This window comes from Gluconobacter morbifer G707 (assembly GCF_000234355.1).
GTDB lineage: Bacteria > Pseudomonadota > Alphaproteobacteria > Acetobacterales > Acetobacteraceae > Gluconobacter > Gluconobacter morbifer.
On sequence record NZ_AGQV01000001.1, the window covers coordinates 93,617 to 111,011 of the forward strand.

The following is a 17,395-nucleotide window of genomic DNA, read 5'->3' on the forward strand; positions in this document are numbered from 1 at the left end:
TCCGGTGCAACCGGAAAGCGGGATGGCATGAGGAAGAGTTTCCTGGCGGGGGTGGCCATACTGGCCATGGGACTCGCCTCTTCGGCCCAGGCGAAAGACTGGACTGAAAACTGGTTTTCGGACACGGCATTCGGCGCGCAGATCGAAGGCGGTGTGATGGGCAGCTCCAGCCACCCGGCCAGCAATCTCAATTTCGGGCAGCTCCTGTCCCCCTACGCCGATCAGGCAACGCTGAACCAGATCGCCCTGACCTTCACCAAACCCGTGGACGCCATCGGGGGAGGCTACGGTCTGGGGTTCAACCTGCGGATGCTCTACGGCTCGGACGCGCGCTCCTACAATATCGCCGGAGTATCGGACCGCTGGATCAACGGGCGTTACCAGGCCATGCCGGTCTTCGCCAATCTGGCCCTGCACATGCCTTGGCTGACAAAGAACGGACTGGACGGGCAGGTTGGTATCCTGACCTCCCCGATGGGCGTGGAGACGCTCGACCCCTCGACCCGTGCTTTCTATACGCTGGCCTATACGACCGAATATTCCACGCCGTTCGAACATGTCGGTGCGATGTTCCAGTGGCACCTGGACGATCACTACGACATCCAGTTCGGGGCAGACACCGGTAACCAGACCTCTTTCGGACGGGGGGACAACAACCATAAACCCGCCGGCTATATCGGCCTGACGGCCAATAACCTCGCCGACGGCCACCTGTCCTTCACCTATCTGCTGCGGCTCGGGCCGGAAAACGCCGTCTGCTCCCTTGGTTCCCGGGCGGATGGCGCCATGCGGTACTGGAATGACATCAACGGCACTTGGACCTTTTCAAAGAAATGGAGCCTCAGCGCCGAATTCAACCAGCTTCATGACGACGGGCTGCGCGCCGATACGATCAGCGGCGTTGTCTGGGGTAAATGGCAGGTCCTGCCCACGCTCTCGGTCAATGCGCGGGGAGAGGTGTACCGGGACAACACCGGTCAGTTCGTCGCCAGCTTCATGGATAACGAAGGATACGTGCAGGGCATGCTCGGGCATTCGGTGCGTGAGGAAACAGCCCCGCCCACGACATACGGCGCCCTGACGCTCAACACCATCTGGCGGCCGGATGTCGGTCATCATATCGAGCTGCTCCAGTTCAGGCCGGAACTGCGCTTTGACCGCGCCCTGAGCGGAACGCGCCCCTTCGATGACCAGCATCACATGGGACGCATCCTCTTCGGCGCCGACATGACGCTGGGCTTCTGATTTACCCCGCCCGGCGGGAGAGGTGCATTCCGATGTGGAGTATGGCAAGGAGTGTGAAATGACGACTCCGCACGAACAGGATTTCCGCCGGGCCATGTCCCATTTTGCCACGGGCGTTGCCGTGGTGACCGCAAAGGGAAGCGAGGGAGAACAGGGCGCCACGATCAGCGCGCTGACCTCCGTTTCACTTGACCCGCTGCTGCTGCTGATCTGCCTGCACCGGGGAAGCTCGACCTACCGGGCCATCGCGGAAGCAGGGACGTTCGGACTGAGCATCCTGAACAACAGCCACAAGGACGTGGCGATGCTCTTCGCCAGCCGCACGGGAGACAAGTTCGCGTCCGAGGTGATCGAACGGGCCGAAGACGGAACGGTTTTCGTCCGCGACGCGCTGGTGAAGATGCACTGTGAACTGGTCGAAACGTTCCAGGGTGGAACGCACGCGCTCTTCATGGCACGTCCGACCTCTATCACCGTTGACAGCGAACAGGCCCCCCTCCTGTATTTCCAGGGTCAGCTCGGCATGGAGGCCTGAACGTCCGGGCTGCTCCACGCAGCCCGCGCCCGGTCGATGGCGACCGGCATGGAGAACAGCCGTGCCGTCGCGGCCCCCACATGCCCGTGATGCAGGTCCGGAGAGCCATCCATCCCGGCACCCACAGCGGGAAAGCGGCTGCAGTCCACCACCGGAAGCCGGAACCGGACCCAGCGTCGTTCCCCCTCGATCTGGAGCGGCGCGCCATCCTCGAAGGTCGGCCCGCCTGGATCGGCCAGCCGCTCCGCCAGATGCAGCGCCGTGCAGGTGTCCCACCCCGTTCCCACCATCAGCACATGTGCGCCCAGCCGGTTCATGACGGCCAGCGGTGAAGACGCGCCGAACGGATCTTCCAGCGGCTGGGTGCTGAGAATGTCGAAGCTGTCCGGACCAAGCGCCGTGAAGGAGACCTGCGGGTGCAGGCTGCGGCGCACGCCCGGCCAGTGACGGAAGGTTTCGGCAACGATCCCCACATTGCGCGTCGGCGTCAGATGCACGTCATAGGCGGGCATCGTGACGCGGATGGTCTCCCACCAGCTTTCCGGCACGGGCGGCTCGCACCACCCCGCCGGGTCGCTGAGTTCGGAAGACTGGGCGGGCATGACGATCGTACCCTGCGGACCCACGACCTGGAGCAGGGCCTCGATGAAAGTCCGTGCCCCGCCACTGATCCAGCCGATACTGCTGAGCGAGACATGAACCAGAAGTGTCATGCCCTCTTCCACGCCCAGACGGCGCAGGTCGACCGTCAGGCGGCCCAGCGTGACCGGTCCTCCCGAACGCGCGATGGCTGCGGCCTCCGTCATGAATCAGCCCCGCCCGCGATAACCCGGAACGTCCTGCGCGGGAATCCATACGCCCTTCGGCGGTTCGCCCGTCTGCCAGAACACATCGATCGGGATACCCCCACGCGGATACCAGTACGCACCGATCCGGAGCCATTGCGGGTCGAGCCGCTCCACCAGCCGTTCGGCGATGGTCACGGAGCAGTCCTCGTGAAACGCACCGTGATTGCGGAAGCTGGTCAGGAACAGCTTGAGGGACTTGCTCTCCACGATCCATTCGCTGGGAATGTAGTCGATGACGATATGCGCGAAATCCGGCTGCCCGGTGACGGGGCACAGAGACGTGAATTCCGGCGCCGTGAACCGCACGACATACTGCCGTCCCTGATGGGGGGCAGGCACGCGCTCCAGAATGGCTTCATCGGGACTTTGGGGCTGGGCGGTCTGGCGGCCGAGCTGGCTCAGGGCGTCTGTACCGGGCGCAGAAGGGCCGGTCGGATGATGGTCGGACATGGAAAGGTTCCTGAAAAAAGAGGGCGTTTTGGTGAGATGTGGCGCAGCTTTGTCCGTCACTCAAGGGAGGGTTCACGCGGGCATATCATGACAGCGTTTGCAAATTGGCGGGATTCGGTGCAGAAGACGGCGCAAATCTCATCCTTCGATGCATCCGTCTGGAAGACCTCATGGAACTCCGTAATATCGCCATCATCGCGCACGTCGATCATGGTAAGACCACGCTGGTCGACCAGCTCCTCAAGCAATCCGGTTCTTTCCGCGAAAATCAGCACGTCGCTGAACGCGCAATGGACAGCAATGATCTCGAGCGCGAGCGTGGGATCACCATTCTCGCCAAGTGCACGTCCGTTGTCTGGAAAGACACGCGCATCAACATCATCGACACGCCGGGTCACGCCGATTTCGGTGGTGAGGTCGAGCGTATCCTGAGCATGGTGGATGGCGCCGTCATCCTCGTGGACGCCGCCGAAGGCGCCCTGCCGCAGACGAAGTTCGTGCTTGGCAAGGCCCTGGCCCGTGGCCTGCGCCCAATCGTGGTCGTGAACAAGATCGACCGTGGCGACGCCCGCCCCGACGAAGTGCATGAGGAAATCTTCGATCTCTTCGCTGCCCTCGGCGCCGACGAGAACCAGCTCGATTTCCCGATGCTCTACGCCTCCGGCCGTCAGGGCTGGGCCGATACGGAGATTGACGGTCCCCGCAAGGATCTCTCTCCGCTGTTCGACCTGATCCTGAAGCATGTCCCGGCCCCGAACCTGCCCAAGGACAAGCCCTTCGCAATGGTCACGACCATTCTGGAGAGCGACAACTTCCTGGGCCGCATCCTGACGGGCCGTATCGATCAGGGCCGCGCCACGGTGAACATGCCGGTGCGCGTCCTGCGTCCGGACGGCACGGTTGTGGAAAGCGGCCGCCTGACGAAGCTGCTGTCCTTCCGCGGTCTGGATCGCGTGCCGGTGGAAGAGGCCGAAGCCGGTGACATCGTGGCCGTCGCCGGTCTGTCCGAAGCGACGATTCCCGACACGATCGCCGATCCGTCCATCAACGAGCCGCTGCCGTCCCGTCCGGTCGATCCGCCGACCCTGTCCATGACCTTCCGCATCAATGACGGCCCTCTGGGTGGTCGTGAAGGTAAAAAGGTGACGTCCCGCCAGATCCGCGACCGTCTGTTCAAGGAAACGGAAGGCAACGTGGCTATCAAGGTTACGGACAGCCCGGAAAGCGAAGCCTTCGAAGTCGCCGGTCGTGGTGAGCTTCAGCTCGGCGTCCTGATCGAGACGATGCGTCGCGAAGGGTTCGAACTGACCATCGGCCGTCCGCGCGTGCTGTTCCGTGAAAACCCGGAGACGGGCGAACGTGAAGAGCCGTTCGAGGAAGTCCTGGTGGACGTGGACGAGCCGTATTCCGGCGTCGTCGTCGAGAAGATGTCCCTGCGTAAAGGCGTGATGCAGGACATGCGTCCGTCCGGTGGCGGGAAGGTCCGTCTGACGTTCCTGATCCCCGCCCGTGGCCTGATCGGCTATCACGGCGAATTCCTGACCGACACGCGCGGCACGGGCCTGATGAACCGTCTGTTTGCCGGTTACCAGCCCTATGTCGGCCCGATCGAAGGCCGCCGGAACGGCTCCCTGATCTCGGCGGAAGACGGAACGACCACGCAGTACGCGCTGTTCTCCCTTCAGGACCGCGGCACGATGTTCGTGGACGCCGGCGAGAAGATCTATCAGGGCATGATCCTCGGTGAGCATTCCCGCGAGAACGATCTCGACGTGAACGCCGTCCGTGAAAAGAAGCTGACCAACATGCGCGCATCCGGCAAGGACGAAGCCCTGCTTCTGACGCCGCCGCGCCGCATGAGCCTCGAGCAGGCCATTGCCTACATCGAGGACGATGAACTGGTGGAAGTCACGCCGTCGGCCATCCGGATCCGCAAGCGCTATCTGGACCCGCATGAGCGCAAGCGTGCGGCGAAGACCAAGGAAAACTGATCCGGCCTTCCGGGAAAGAATTCTTCTGATGAAAACGCGTCCTGATTTCAGTTAGGACGCGTTTTTTTATGTCTTTGACAAGAAACAAACCGAAACCGTGTTCGAATCTGGCGGAATTAGGGCGTGATTTTGTGAAGATGACGTTATTGCTACAAATTTCTTAAAGTTAATGCGCGACCGGGACAGGAAGGACTGCTAGTATCCGCAGTGAACCAGACTGGCCTCAGGGCACGATCTGGTCCCGGTTTTTCTGTTTTGGAGCTCTGTTTCCAGATGCGTCTTTTCAATCGTACCCTGCTTGCCGCCACGGCTGCTCTGGCTCTTGCTGCTGCCCCGGCTTTCGCTGACCCCGCCGCCGCCCCGCAGACGACCACTTCTCCGGATGCGCAGGCTCCCAACGCTCCGACGGATTCTGCTTCCGCTCCGACTGACTCCACGCAGTCGGCCGAAACGGGCACCACGAAGAAGCATCACCACAAGAAGAAGAATCACAAAAAGCATCATCACAAGAAGAGCACGTCTTCGGACGCCTCCGCTCCGACGGACAGCTCCTCTTCTGACGCTTCGCCGTCCAACTGAGGACAGCGCGCTTCATCTTCGGGTGACGCTGAAAAACGGGACCGGCTCAGGCTGGTCCCGTTTTTTTATGGAGCCCACACGTCCCTGGGGGAACGTCATGAGGTTCCGTATGGGAAAAAACTGCTACGGTCGTCTCATGACACAGTCCACAGCCCGGGCCCTGCCGTTTTTTATCGTGATTGCCATCTGTTCATGGGCGAGCGCCTATCCCGTGGTGCGGATAGCCCTTCATGACTTCACGCCCGTACCACTGGCAGCCCTGCGCTACGCCATTGCCGCAGTGCTGGCGGCCGGATGGTTGCTGTGGAAGAAGCCGCCCGTGCCGCGGGGGAAAGACATCCTCCAGCTTCTGGCATGCGGTCTGATCGGCATTTCCTTCTACAACATTTTCTTCAACCTCGGAGAGGTCACGGTCTCCTCCGGAGCCGCCAGCCTTCTCATCAGTGCCGCGCCCCTGATGGCTGCCATTCTGGCCACCCTGTGTCTCGGAGAACGCATGTCCGTCTGGGGCTGGGGAGGTTCAATCCTCAGTTTTGCCGGCGTCCTGCTCATTGCACAGGGCCAGCACGGCGGCCTGTCCTTTGGCTCAGGGGCAACTTTTGTGTTCTGCGCGGCAGTCTGCGGGGCCGTCTATACCATTCTCCAGAAAGGCCTGATTCATCGGTATGGCGCTTTGGCTACAATTGCCTATGTGCTGATGACCGGCGCCCTGTTCCTGAGTCCCTGGCTCCTGCAGGGAATGAAGGAATTTGCCGGTGGCTCATGGCAGGGGCGGGCCTGCGTGCTGGAACTGGGAATTTTCCCAGCGGCTTTCGGCTATGCGGCATGGGCTTTCGTGATCGGTCATATGGGAGCCGCCCGGGGCGCTGCCCTGTTGTACCTCCTGCCTCCGGCCGCGATGGCGCTGGCCTACGTTCTGACTGGGGAGGTGCCGTCCCTGCGCACCCTGCTGGGCGGCGCTGTCGTCATGGCGGGGGTCATGCTCGCCAACCTGTATGGCCGCCGTGTACCCGTGGTTCAGTCCGTGGAGTCCTGATCCGCCGTCAGGGGCGGAGAAAACGCCTTCGAGAAACTGCGGCCCCGCCCGAACGGGCAGGGCCTGTGCCCTGGAAAGGGCCGTGTCTCAGGCGTTGCTGATCCAGTGAGGATAGCGGTCGAGGGAAAGATCGAGGGCAGGGATGGCCGTTGGACGGCCGGAGATCTGGTCCGCCAGAAGCTGGCCTGAACCGGCGGCCATCGTCCACCCCAGCGTACCGTGCCCGGTGTTGAGCCACAGATTGCCATAGCGCGGGGACGGACCGACGATCGGCGTTCCGTCCGGCGTGCAGGGGCGCAGGCCTGTCCAGTAGCTGGCGACAGCCAGATCGCCCCCGCCATACATTTCGTTGAAGGACAGTTCCAGCGTCTCGCGCCGGTCCGGGCTGAGACGCAGGTTGTAGCCCGTCAGTTCAGCCGTGCCACCGATGCGGATGCGGTCCCCGAGGCGCGTTATCGCGACCTTGTAGGTCTCGTCATTGACCGTGGAGACCGGCGCGCGGCTTTCATCCGTGACCGGCATGGTCAGGGAGTAACCCTTGACCGGATAGATCGGCAGACGGAGTTCCAGCGGCTTGAGGATGCGCGGTGAGTAGCTGCCCATCGCCAGCACATATGCATCGGCCTTCATGCGCCCGGCGCTGGTGCGGATGCTGAGGATGGAATCGCTTGCCGCTTCAAGGGCCTCGATCTTCGTGCCGAGATGGAACGTGACGCCGGCCTTCTCCGCCATCGTGGCGAGATGACGGGTGAAAAGGTGTGCGTCCCCCGTCTGGTCGCCCGGCAGGCGCAGTCCGGCCCGCAGCAGGTGCCGCGCATGGGCCAGACCCGGTTCGTAACCGATGATCTCGTCCACCGTCAGCAGTTTGTGGTCGATCCCGCTTTCAGCCAGCAGCCGCATGTCCTCGGAGGCATGTTCCACCTGTGCGTCGGTGCGGAACAGCTGGATCAGGCCTTTCTGGTTGCCATCATAGACGATGCCCGTATCCGCGCGCAGCTTGTCCAGACACTCACGGGCATATTCAGCAATCCGCAGCATCCGGCTCTTGTTGATGTCATAGGACTTTTCCGTGCAGTTCAGCAGCAGCTCGCCCATGAAGCGGAACATGGCGGCATCCAGCCGGGGCCGCACAACCAGCGGACTGTGCTTTTCCATCATCCACTTGGCCACCTTCAGCGGTAGCCCGGGCATGGCCCACGGCGTAGAATAACCCGGCGAGACCTGCCCCGCATTCGCAAAGGACGTTTCCAGCCCTACCCCCGGCTGGCGGTCGATGACTTCGACCTCATGCCCTTCCTGCGCGAGATACCAAGCCGTGGTGACGCCAATGACGCCAGCGCCGAGAATAATGACTTTCATGATTGTCCTGCTTATAGTGCGAATACAGATCGTTTGATGCAGCGATGCCTGCCCCAGATCAGCACCGGCGTGAAAAGATGTCCAGCCGCATCAGCCCGGGACCCCTTTACTTGTCGAATATTCGAAATGTAACGCCGTATCGGGATAGACGATGGCATGAATGGCATGAGCCGCCATGGCACCTTCGGAAAAGCCCTGGAGAATCAGCTTCAGCTTGCCGGGATAGGTCGCAATGTCCCCGATCGCGAAAATGCCGGGCGTGCTGCTTTCCAGCGTGGCAGGCGTAACGGGAATGGTATTGCGGTGCGTATCCAGACCCCAGAGCGCAATCGGCCCCAGATCGGTCGACAGGCCATAGAACGGCAGAAGCGCGTCCGCCTCCAGATGGCGGGATTCTCCATCCAGCGTCGTGACCTCGACCGTGGACAGGACACCGTCCGTGCCGTGCAGGGTGTGCAGCTGATAGGGAACCACTTTCTCGATCCGCCCCGCGGCAACCTGGTCCTCGATGCGGGAAAGGGTTTCCGGTGCACCACGGAAACGATCCCGCCGGTGCAGGAGATAAACCTGCGCAGCGACCTCGGACAGCGACAGCGCCCAGTCCAGGGCAGAATCGCCCCCACCGGCGATCACAATGCGTTTGCCAGCAAAATCAGCACGTTTCCTGACGTAATACTGCACCGATCCCGTACGCTCATAGGCGTCCAATCCGTCCAGTGGCGGCCGATTCGGCCCGAAAGCCCCGGCACCGGCCGCAATGATGACGGCTTTGGCTTTCACGGTGTCGCCACGCCCTGTCGTCAGGGTGAAATCCCCGCGGTGGCCGGTCAGGCTTTCCACCCGTGAGCCAAGGAGACGCGGGACGTCAAACGGCGCAATCTGCTGCTCCAGCGCCTCAATCAGCGCACCTCCCTCGATGGAGGGATGAGCCGGAATGTCGTAGATCGGCTTTTCCGGGTACAGGGCCGCGCACTGGCCGCCCACGCTGTCGAGCGCATCGATCAGGATGCTGTTCAGCTTGAGCATCCCGCATTCGAAAGCGGCGAAGAGAGCGGTAGGTCCGGCGCCGACAATGGCGACATCGGTGGTGAGGGTCTGAGCTGCAGTCGTCATGGCTCGTGTCATAGGTGTTTTGTACGTGATGGGGTAGAGCATCCTGATGAGATGCGCGTTTGTTATCCAGCATATCGGAGCACTGGGCGGGACGGAACGTTCAGCCTGCGCCGTCATGAACGGACTGGTGGAACGGGGAGCGTCGGTTCACCTGATCGAGCTTCATTCCATCGGGCCCTGCCTGTTTCCCCTCGACCAGCGCATCGACGTGACGACTCTGTTCGACCGGCATGTCAGGATCTTCAATTCGTGGTTCCGGATTGTCTGGCGGCTGGCGCGACTCCTGAAGCGGCAGCGGATCGAGGCGCTGGTGGTCGTGGAGGCGACACATGCGCTTTATGGCGTGGCCGCCGCCCGTCTGGCCGGCGTGCGCTGCATCGTCTGGGAACATTTCAACTTCAACGTGACCCTGAACCGGCGCAAGCGGGTCTGGGGACGGCAGATTGCGGCCCGCTGGGCGGATGATGTGGTCGTCCTCACGCAGCGGGATGTGGCCCTGTGGCAGGCGGGGACGTCAATCCGGACGCGCCTGACCGCCATTCCCAACATCGCGCCACCTGTCACCGCCATGCCGTATATCAGCGAAGCCAGAACCGTTCTGACGGCGGGCCGTCTGATCGGGCAAAAGGGATATGACCTGCTGCTCAGGGCCTGGGCGATCGTGGAGCGGGATCCGCGAGGTCGGGAATGGTCGCTCGTGATCCGTGGAGATGGACCGGACCGGGAAACACTGTCGGAGCAGGCCGAAGATCTTGCCCGTGTCGTGATCGCACCGGCAACGGATGGCATTGCGGCGGATTACGCCCGGGCCGGGCTGTATGTCTGCTCATCGCGTTATGAAGGCCTGCCGATGGTTCTGCTGGAGGCGGCTGCGGCAGGTCTGCCGGTCGTATCCTTCGATTGTGAGACAGGCCCTGCGGAAATCGTGCGGGACGGCGCCTCCGGTCTGCTGGTGCCGTCGCTGGATGTTCCGGCTCTGGCGGAAGGGCTGCTGCGCCTGATGGCCGATCCGGCAGGGCGCAAAGCCATGTCTGCCGAGGCGCGCATACGGGCGCAGGCGTTCCAGGCCGACCCGGTCATGGCGCGCTGGATGCATCTTCTGGACGGTTGACGTTCTGCATTCGTGCTTGCTGGATGAGATGGAGAAGGCCAGATTGCGGAGATGCAAATACGCCTTGAAGACCAGTCCGCCACGGAACGCCTCGCCCAGTTGATCGCCGATCGGTGCCATGCGGGAGACTGCATTGCGCTGTCTGGTGGCCTGGGTGCGGGGAAAAGCACGTTCGGCCGGGCTTTCCTGCGGCATCTGGCATATAATCCGACCATGGAGGTTCCCAGCCCGAGTTTCGCGCTGGTCCAGCCCTACGAAATTCCTGGCGGCATGGCGTATCACTATGATCTATGGCGACTGGATGGACCGGACGCCCTGTATGAACTAGCTTGGGACGAGGCCTGCGAGGGGCTGATGCTCGTGGAATGGCCTGAGCGGGCGGAGGATCTGCTGCCAGCCGATGCCCTGCACATCCATCTCCTGCCTGGGGAAAATGAGGACGCGCGGATCGTTGATCTGTCCGGCTGGCCGCAGGAAAGGCTGGAAGGACTGCCCGCATGAGCCGTATCGTTACGATTCCGGGCACGGAAGCATTTCTGGACCGGGTGGCTCATGAGTGGCTGGAGCGCGACCCAACGGCGGGGACGGACGGCCCCGGACTGATCCTGGTGCCGAGCCGACGCGCGGGGCGTGCGCTGATGGAGGCCTTCCTGCGCGTTCTGGATGCGCAGGCCGCGCTCCTGCCCCGGATCGTGGCGATCAATGACGTGGACGAAGACGCGCTGGCGTCCATCGGGATCGATGTCATGCTTCCGCCCGCCGTCGAGCCGCAGCGCCGTCTTGCGGTGCTGGCCATGCTGATTCTCCGGACGCCTATTGTTACGCTGGGCATGGACAGCACAAAAGGGATCGACCGTGCCTGGCCTCTGGCCAAGGCGCTGGCGGACCTGATGGACGAGGCTGAGCGCAGTGGTGTCGATCTTGCGGAGCGTCTGCCGGACGCCGTGGAGGAGCGTTTCTCCGAACACTGGCAGCAGACCCTGAAATTCCTCGAAATTGTCACGGCTATCTGGCCGAAATGGCTTGAGGAAGAAGGACTGTCCAACCCCGTTGCACGCCAGATCGCCCGGTTGAAGGCACAGGCGCTGGTCTGGCTGGAAAAGCCGCCGGAAACGCCGGTCTGGGCCGTTGGATTCGCCGATGGATCGGCCGCCGTCTTGGATGTGCTGGCTGCCGTGGCGCAGCTTGAATCCGGGCTGGTGGTCCTTCCAGGCGTGGATCTCGCCCTGCCGGAGGAGATCTGGGTGGATATTCCCCCTTCGCATCCGCAGTTCGGTCTTAAGGAAATCCTGGGGGATCTGGGCGTGGACCGCGCGGAAGTGACGGACTGGGACTGCGCGCGGGATCGGGCACGGGAAAAGCTCCTGCGGGAAATCATGCTTCCGGAGCACGGCATCGCGCGCTGGGGGCAGCATTCCGGACAGTGGGACACGGACGAACTCTCCCTCCTGCCGGCACTGGACCAGCAGCAGGAAGCACAGGCCATCGCCATGATCCTGCGCGATGTCGTCTCGCGGGAAGGCCGGACCTGTGCGCTGGTTTCGCCGGACCGGGGACTGGCACAGCGCGTGGGAACAGAACTCCTGCGGTTTGGGATCCATGCGGATGACAGCGCGGGCGAATCCCTGTCCCAGACGCCGGCGGCGGTATTCCTGCGGCTGGTTGCGGTGGCGGCGGAAGCCAGACTGTCGCCCGTGGCGCTCCTGTCCGTGCTGAAACATCCTCTTGCGGCGCTGGGGCGTACGCCGGGAGACTGTCACGCCTCGGCCCGACGGCTGGAGCGTCTCCTGTTGCGGGGACCTGCACCCGCGCCGGGGCCTGCAGGACTTCAGGCCGCGCTGGAAGCCTATGTCGCAGACCGGCGCGAACCGGATCACGGCGCCAGCGCCGATGCGCCAGACGAACCTGAAAGCCTGACGCCGTTCATCGCGCGCATTGGACAGGCGTTTGACCCCCTGTTGTCCATTGAAGGCGCCATTCCCCTGCCGGACCTTCTGGAGCGGCTGATCCATACTGCCGAGGCGCTGGCGGCGACGGAAGAGGAACATGCTGCCCCGCCGGAAGAGGACATGCGTCCCGGTGGCCGGTTGTGGCTGGGGGAGGATGGCGAGGCCCTGTCCCGTATCCTTGCATCCCTGATGCAGCATACCGGTATCCTTCCTCCCCAGACGCTGGGTCATCTGGATTCGTTCCTGAACACCGCCATGGCCGGACAGATGCTGACGGGATTGCGGGCGCATCGTGGTGGCGTTGAACTGGCGCATCCCCGGGTATCTATCCTTGGTGTGCTGGAAGCGCGGCTTCTGGCGTTCGATGTTGTCGTGCTGGGGGGACTGAACGAGACGGTCTGGCCGCCTGCGACCGATCCCGGTCCATGGCTGAGCCGCCCGATGCGGGAGCGCGTTGGACTGCCGTCCCCGGAGCGGCAGACCGGCATCAGCGCGCATGATTTCATGTCCACTGCCCTGGCAGCGGGACAGGTCGTATTTGCCAATTCGGCCCGGCGGGAAGGTGCGCCCGGGGTTCCGGCCCGATGGCTGGTGCGGATGGAGGCCTTTCTGGGAGGGCGCGGACAGTCCCTGCCGGTTCATCCCGCGCTGGACTGGCAGAAAGCGCTTGATCAGCCGTTGGACGGCGCGGAAACTGTGGACCCGCCCGAGCCAAGACCGCCCGTCGCCCTGCGTCCGCGCCGCCTGAGCATTACGGAAATCGAGACATGGATGCAGGACCCGTATGCGATCTATGCGAAACATGTCCTGAAGCTGAACGCACTCAGGCCGCTTGAAGAAGGGGCGGAATACGCGGATTTCGGCACGATCGTGCATGATGCGATGGAGCGGGTGTACCGGCAGTATCCGGACCGCTGGCCCGCCAATGCGCCGTCCATCCTGCGCCGGGCTTTTGGCGAGGAACTGGCCCGCGCGAATATGCGTCCTGCCCTCGTGAACTGGTGGGGCCCACGTCTGGCCCGCATCGCGGACTGGGTGTCGGAGCGGGAGACCGGATACCGGGCCACGGAGGACGCGCAGGCCCGTCATATGGAAATCCGCGCCTCCTTCACCCTTCAGGCTGACCGGGCACCGTTCGAACTGCGGGGCCGTGCAGACCGGATCGACATTGATGAAGACGGAAAGGCCACGATCTTCGATTACAAGACGGGTCAGCCTCCGAGCGGGACAAGCGTGGCGACGGGCTGGTCCGTCCAGCTTGTGTTGGAAGGGGCTTTGCTGGCGCAGGGAGCATTCCAGAACGTTCCGGCCGTGGAGACGAAACGCCTTCTGTACTGGCATCTGACAGGCGGCGACGAGCCGGGCCGGGAAAGCGACGTTCCGGGCAGCCGGGCGAAGACAGACGCGGCAACGCTGATCGGGGAGGCGATGGAGAAGCTGCGTGGGCTGGTCAATGCCTATGACGATCCGGCACAGCCCTACCGGTCCCAGCCCTGGGCGGGACATGTCCCGCGTTATACCGATTATGCCCAGCTTGCGCGCGTGGAGGAATGGCGCGCGGCCCATGCGGAAGGAGAGGGAGAATGAACACAGCGCCCGACCGCGCCAGTGTCATCCGCAATGCTGACGCCACGCAGCGTCAGGCCTCTGATCCGAGGGCCTCGGTGTTCGTGTCCGCCTCCGCGGGCTCGGGCAAGACGAAACTGCTCATTGACCGTCTGTTGCGGCTGATGCTGCCGTTATATGTCCAGACGGATGATGGCGGGACCGTTCTGGCCGAAGGAGCGCATCCCGCCCGGATCCTGTGCCTGACCTATACCAAGGCGGCTGCTGCGGAAATGGCCAACCGGCTCCAGGCCCGGCTGGGAAGCTGGGTGTCCCTGCCCGATGAGGCTCTGGGGCAGGAGCTGGAAAAGCTCGATGTTCCGAATACGGAGGAAACACGTCGCCGGGCGCGGTCCCTGTTCCTTTGTGTTCTGGATCTGCCCGGAGGCCTGCGGATCGAGACGATCCATGCTTTCTGTCAGTCTCTCCTGAGGCGCTTCCCGCTTGAAGCCGCCGTAGATCCGCATTTCACCCTGATGGAAGACACGGACACCACGCTGGCCCTGCGCGAGGCGATGGAAAGCGAACTTGCCCGGTCCCCGGCTCTCGCGGCAGAACTGGCGGGCACTGTGGGGATTGATCGCTTTTTCCAGCGCATTCGGGGCCTGAGCATGGAGGAAGGCCGGGCGCGCCCATTGCTGGAGCGCTGGGCCATGATGCCGGATGCGGTCGTGAACGCCTATCGCCGGGCGCTGAAGGCCGGACAGGAAGACGCGGGAGATCTGCGGGAACTGATCTGCCAGCCTCCGGTGGAAGAGCGTCTGCGTGAAGAGCTTCAGGCTCTTCAGCCTCTGGCGACCGATGCTGCACGTAAACTGGTTGATCCGATGCTGGTCTGGCTGTCGCTCCCTGCCGGGGAGCGTGATCCGGCGCTCTGGCTGTCCAGTTTCATCGTGAAAGGCGGAACGGTCCGGAAGATCGGCGGCTTTGCCAATACTGCCGCCCGGAAGGCGCTGCCCGATCTGGAAAAGGTTCTGATGGCGGAAGGGGAGCGGCTCCTCGAACTCAACGAAAGTATCCGGCGGGCAGTGCTCGTGGCCCTGAACCGGGCATTTGTCGGCCTTGTCGCGCCGATGCTGTCTGCGTTCCAGAGTGGCAAGGCAGCGCGTGGTCTGGTGGATTACAATGATCTCATTCAGGAAACGCGCAATCTGCTGGAAGATCCGGGTGCGGCATGGGTGCTCTACAAACTCGATGGCGGCATTGATCATCTTCTGCTGGATGAGGTGCAGGACAATTCAGCCCTGCAATGGGAAATCGCCAGCGCTCTGACCTCGGAGTTCTTTGCCGGCGAAGGCGCGTGGGAAACGGGCGCCCGGCCACGCACGATCTTTGCGGTCGGCGATTTCAAGCAGTCCATTTACGGCTTTCAGGGCGCGGACCCGGAACAGTTTCACCGCTGGCGGCAGATTTTCGCTTCGCGCGTGCGATCTGCCGGGCTGCTGTGGCGCGACCCTGACCTGAACGTGTCGTTTCGGTCAGTGGCGCCTGTCCTGTCTTTCGTGGATGCCGTCTTTTCACAGCCGCTGGCAGCGCATGGTCTTTCGGAAGACGGAGAGGGGCGTCGGCTCCTGCCGCATGTCTCGGCCCGGCCGGGGCAGGGCGGGCGTGTGGAGCTCTGGCCGCTCGTGCCCGCGGTGGAAGGCGAGTACGATGACGAAGGCCTTTCCCCCTGGGATGCGCCCCGGGCCAATACCGGCCAGCGCAGTGCGCCCCAGAGACTGGCCGAGGCGCTTGCACAGTGGATCGGAGAGCAGATCGGACGGGCTCCACAACCCGGACAGGCTCCGCTTCGGGCCGGAGAAATCCTGATCCTCGTGCCCCGGCGGTCTCCGTTTCTGCGCTCCCTAATCCGGGCGCTGAAGACGCGCGATGTGCCGGTGGCGACGCTGGTTCGGGTCGGGCTGACACAGCAGGTGGCCGTCCGGGACCTAATGACGCTCTGCGCCACGCTGCTCCTGCCTCAGGATGACCTGACGCTGGCATCCGTCCTGACGTCTCCCCTCGGAGGATTGACGGATGAGTCCCTGATGGCGCTCGCCACGCAGGACGGCACGACCCATGCGCTTGGGCCACAGGGGCAGCCGCTCTGGACGGTGCTGCGGAGTCGGTACAGGGAGCGTCCGGACTGGCGGGACGCCTGGGAGATGCTGTCCACGCTCTATGCCCGCGTGGATTATGCCACGCCCTATCGTCTGCTTGCAGAGGCTTTGGGGCAGCATGGCGGCCGAACGAGGCTGCTGCGGCGTCTGGGGCCCGAAGCCGCCGAGCCGGTGGATGAACTGTTGACGGCGGCGCTGCGGTATGAGGGGCTGCACCCGCCATCGCTTCAGGGGTTCCTGCACTGGTTGGAGGCGAGTGAGATCACCAGCAAACGCGAGGCGGAGAGTGAATCCGGGGCCGTGCGCGTCATGACGGTACACGGGTCCAAGGGATTGCAGGCCCGTCTGGTTGTTCTGCCAGATACGACATCCAGGGCGCCATCGAGCGGGGATTTCCTGTGGGAAGCCGAGGATGGTCTCGATCTGCCACTCTGGGTGCCGAAGAAGGACATGGGCACGGCGGTCACGTCCGTCCTGTCCGACCGGGAAGCCGAAAAGGCCCGGGGGGAAAATAACCGTCTGCTTTATGTCGCGCTCACGCGTGCCAGTGACTGGCTGGTTGTCTGCGGAGCGGATGGCCGGCGGGAACTGGATGAAAAAAGCTGGTACCGCCAGTGTGAAGCCGGGTTTTCAAAACTGTCCGGTGTGCGATCGGAGCCGCTTGGTCTTGGATGGGACGGAGACCGGCAGATTCTGGAAGAGAAACGGACGGTCCGGCAGGAGACCGGGGAAATCTGCCAGCCGGAGACGCGCCCCGCAAAACTGCCCGGATGGGCTGGACGCGCCCCGGACTGGAAGCCGGTTATTGCCCCGCGTGAAGATATCCTGACCCGGCCTCTCGCGCCGAGCCGGCCTGAAGGCGCGGAGTTCGGAGAGGCTCCCGCGGCCCGTTCTCCCCTTGAGTTGCTGGAAAATCGTCCGTTGCCCGTGCGTGAACAGGCGATGCGGCGTGGCGTCATGATCCACCGCCTGCTTCAGCTTCTACCCGAAACGCCAGCACCAGAACGTGCGGCACTGGCGCTGCGCTGGCTGGCCCGTCCCGCGTTGGGCTTGACGGTGGAGGAACAGGACCGCCTGGCGGAGCAGGTCATGGGGGTTCTGCATCATCCGGATCTCGCGCCTCTGTTCGAGCCGGGCAGCAGGGCGGAGCAGCCGGTGTCCGGAGTCAGTCAGGGGCGCGTCGTTCTGGGGCAAGTGGATCGTCTGCGGATCCGGCCCCGGGCGGACGGGGGAGGCGATATCTGGGTCTGCGACTACAAAACCAACCGGAAACCGCCGAGTCGCACAGAACGGGTCCCGGTGGCCTATCTGCGGCAGATGGCGGCCTATCGGTCGGTGCTGGAGCAACTTCATCCCGGATACCGCATTCACTGTTCACTGGTCTGGACGGAAGGGCCGGCCGTACAGACCCTGCCAGACCGCCTTCTGGATGACGTACTGCCCGGGTCTTGATTTCGCGTCCCGTCTCTTGC

The 17,395-nt window shown here is 63.5% G+C and carries 13 protein-coding genes; 9 read left to right on the top strand and 4 right to left on the bottom strand.

Translation table 11 applies throughout. The annotated features are described in order from the left end of the window. Nucleotides 1-27: 27 nt before the first annotated feature. Both GMO_RS00375 and GMO_RS00380 read left to right on the top strand, forming a co-directional pair. Nucleotides 28-1,245 (top strand): outer membrane beta-barrel protein, encoded by a 1,218-nt coding sequence (locus GMO_RS00375; RefSeq protein WP_008850234.1) that lies wholly within the window; start codon nucleotides 28-30, stop codon nucleotides 1,243-1,245. Nucleotides 1,246-1,303: 58 nt separating this feature from the next. Further along, the gene (locus GMO_RS00380) at nucleotides 1,304-1,780 is read left to right on the top strand and encodes a flavin reductase family protein (RefSeq protein WP_040507304.1); all 477 of its coding nucleotides are present in this window, start codon (nucleotides 1,304-1,306) and stop codon (nucleotides 1,778-1,780) included. On the opposite strand, the gene GMO_RS00385 is transcribed toward GMO_RS00380, so the two are convergent. After that, nucleotides 1,759-2,586: an aminoglycoside N(3)-acetyltransferase gene (locus GMO_RS00385; RefSeq protein ID WP_008850236.1), complete on the bottom strand. Its 828-nt coding sequence runs from the start codon at nucleotides 2,584-2,586 to the stop codon at nucleotides 1,759-1,761. The genes GMO_RS00380 and GMO_RS00385 overlap by 22 nt on opposite strands. A gap of 3 nt (nucleotides 2,587-2,589) precedes the next feature. Further along, on the bottom strand, nucleotides 2,590-3,078 hold the full coding sequence (gene queF, locus GMO_RS00390) for a preQ(1) synthase (protein WP_040507529.1): 489 nt from the start codon (nucleotides 3,076-3,078) through the stop codon (nucleotides 2,590-2,592). 170 nt (nucleotides 3,079-3,248) lie between these two features. On the opposite strand from queF, the gene typA reads away from it, so the two are divergent. The 3 genes from typA (at nucleotide 3,249) to GMO_RS00405 (ending at nucleotide 6,684) form a co-directional block, all read left to right on the top strand. Next, complete coding sequence (gene typA, locus GMO_RS00395; RefSeq protein WP_040507530.1) at nucleotides 3,249-5,069, top strand: translational GTPase TypA; 1,821 nt, start codon at nucleotides 3,249-3,251, stop codon at nucleotides 5,067-5,069. Nucleotides 5,070-5,342: 273 nt separating this feature from the next. Next, nucleotides 5,343-5,648 carry a hypothetical protein gene (locus tag GMO_RS00400; RefSeq protein WP_008850239.1) on the top strand — a complete coding sequence of 102 codons (306 nt, stop codon included), beginning with the start codon at nucleotides 5,343-5,345 and terminating at the stop codon, nucleotides 5,646-5,648. 136 nt (nucleotides 5,649-5,784) lie between these two features. Further along, on the top strand, nucleotides 5,785-6,684 hold the full coding sequence (locus GMO_RS00405; protein ID WP_040507532.1) for a DMT family transporter: 900 nt from the start codon (nucleotides 5,785-5,787) through the stop codon (nucleotides 6,682-6,684). An 87-nt stretch (nucleotides 6,685-6,771) separates the two neighbouring features. On the opposite strand, the gene GMO_RS00410 is transcribed toward GMO_RS00405, so the two are convergent. Further along, the gene (locus GMO_RS00410; RefSeq protein ID WP_008850241.1) at nucleotides 6,772-8,043 is read right to left on the bottom strand and encodes a D-amino acid dehydrogenase; all 1,272 of its coding nucleotides are present in this window, start codon (nucleotides 8,041-8,043) and stop codon (nucleotides 6,772-6,774) included. A gap of 90 nt (nucleotides 8,044-8,133) precedes the next feature. Next, complete coding sequence (locus tag GMO_RS00415) at nucleotides 8,134-9,156, bottom strand: NAD(P)/FAD-dependent oxidoreductase (protein WP_008850242.1); 1,023 nt, start codon at nucleotides 9,154-9,156, stop codon at nucleotides 8,134-8,136. Nucleotides 9,157-9,202: 46 nt separating this feature from the next. Here GMO_RS00415 and GMO_RS00420 point away from each other — a divergent pair, with 46 nt between their 5' ends. The 4 genes from GMO_RS00420 to addA are packed head-to-tail and all read left to right on the top strand — an operon-like array spanning nucleotide 9,203 to nucleotide 17,375. Then, a complete protein-coding gene (locus tag GMO_RS00420) occupies nucleotides 9,203-10,267 on the top strand; it encodes a glycosyltransferase family 4 protein (RefSeq protein ID WP_008850243.1) in 1,065 nt (354 codons plus the stop codon). Between the two features lie 51 nt (nucleotides 10,268-10,318). Continuing rightward, nucleotides 10,319-10,768, top strand: a complete 450-nt coding sequence (tsaE, locus tag GMO_RS00425; RefSeq protein ID WP_008850244.1) for a tRNA (adenosine(37)-N6)-threonylcarbamoyltransferase complex ATPase subunit type 1 TsaE — start codon at nucleotides 10,319-10,321, stop codon at nucleotides 10,766-10,768. After that, a complete protein-coding gene (gene addB / locus GMO_RS00430) occupies nucleotides 10,765-13,803 on the top strand; it encodes a double-strand break repair protein AddB (RefSeq protein ID WP_008850245.1) in 3,039 nt (1,012 codons plus the stop codon). Before tsaE ends, addB begins: the two co-directional genes overlap by 4 nt. Continuing rightward, complete coding sequence (gene addA / locus GMO_RS00435) at nucleotides 13,800-17,375, top strand: double-strand break repair helicase AddA (protein ID WP_008850246.1); 3,576 nt, start codon at nucleotides 13,800-13,802, stop codon at nucleotides 17,373-17,375. The genes addB and addA overlap by 4 nt, the downstream gene beginning before the upstream one ends. Nucleotides 17,376-17,395: the final 20 nt, after the last annotated feature.

Coding starts and splice junctions, on each gene's coding strand:
- GMO_RS00375 (WP_008850234.1), top strand. CDS start 28: ATGAGGAAGAGTTTCCTGGCGGGGGTGGCCATACTGGCCATGGGACTC.
- GMO_RS00380 (WP_040507304.1), top strand. CDS start 1,304: ATGACGACTCCGCACGAACAGGATTTCCGCCGGGCCATGTCCCATTTT.
- GMO_RS00385 (WP_008850236.1), bottom strand. CDS start 2,586: ATGACGGAGGCCGCAGCCATCGCGCGTTCGGGAGGACCGGTCACGCTG.
- queF (WP_040507529.1), bottom strand. CDS start 3,078: ATGTCCGACCATCATCCGACCGGCCCTTCTGCGCCCGGTACAGACGCC.
- typA (WP_040507530.1), top strand. CDS start 3,249: ATGGAACTCCGTAATATCGCCATCATCGCGCACGTCGATCATGGTAAG.
- GMO_RS00400 (WP_008850239.1), top strand. CDS start 5,343: ATGCGTCTTTTCAATCGTACCCTGCTTGCCGCCACGGCTGCTCTGGCT.
- GMO_RS00405 (WP_040507532.1), top strand. CDS start 5,785: ATGACACAGTCCACAGCCCGGGCCCTGCCGTTTTTTATCGTGATTGCC.
- GMO_RS00410 (WP_008850241.1), bottom strand. CDS start 8,043: ATGAAAGTCATTATTCTCGGCGCTGGCGTCATTGGCGTCACCACGGCT.
- GMO_RS00415 (WP_008850242.1), bottom strand. CDS start 9,156: ATGACGACTGCAGCTCAGACCCTCACCACCGATGTCGCCATTGTCGGC.
- GMO_RS00420 (WP_008850243.1), top strand. CDS start 9,203: ATGAGATGCGCGTTTGTTATCCAGCATATCGGAGCACTGGGCGGGACG.
- tsaE (WP_008850244.1), top strand. CDS start 10,319: ATGCAAATACGCCTTGAAGACCAGTCCGCCACGGAACGCCTCGCCCAG.
- addB (WP_008850245.1), top strand. CDS start 10,765: ATGAGCCGTATCGTTACGATTCCGGGCACGGAAGCATTTCTGGACCGG.
- addA (WP_008850246.1), top strand. CDS start 13,800: ATGAACACAGCGCCCGACCGCGCCAGTGTCATCCGCAATGCTGACGCC.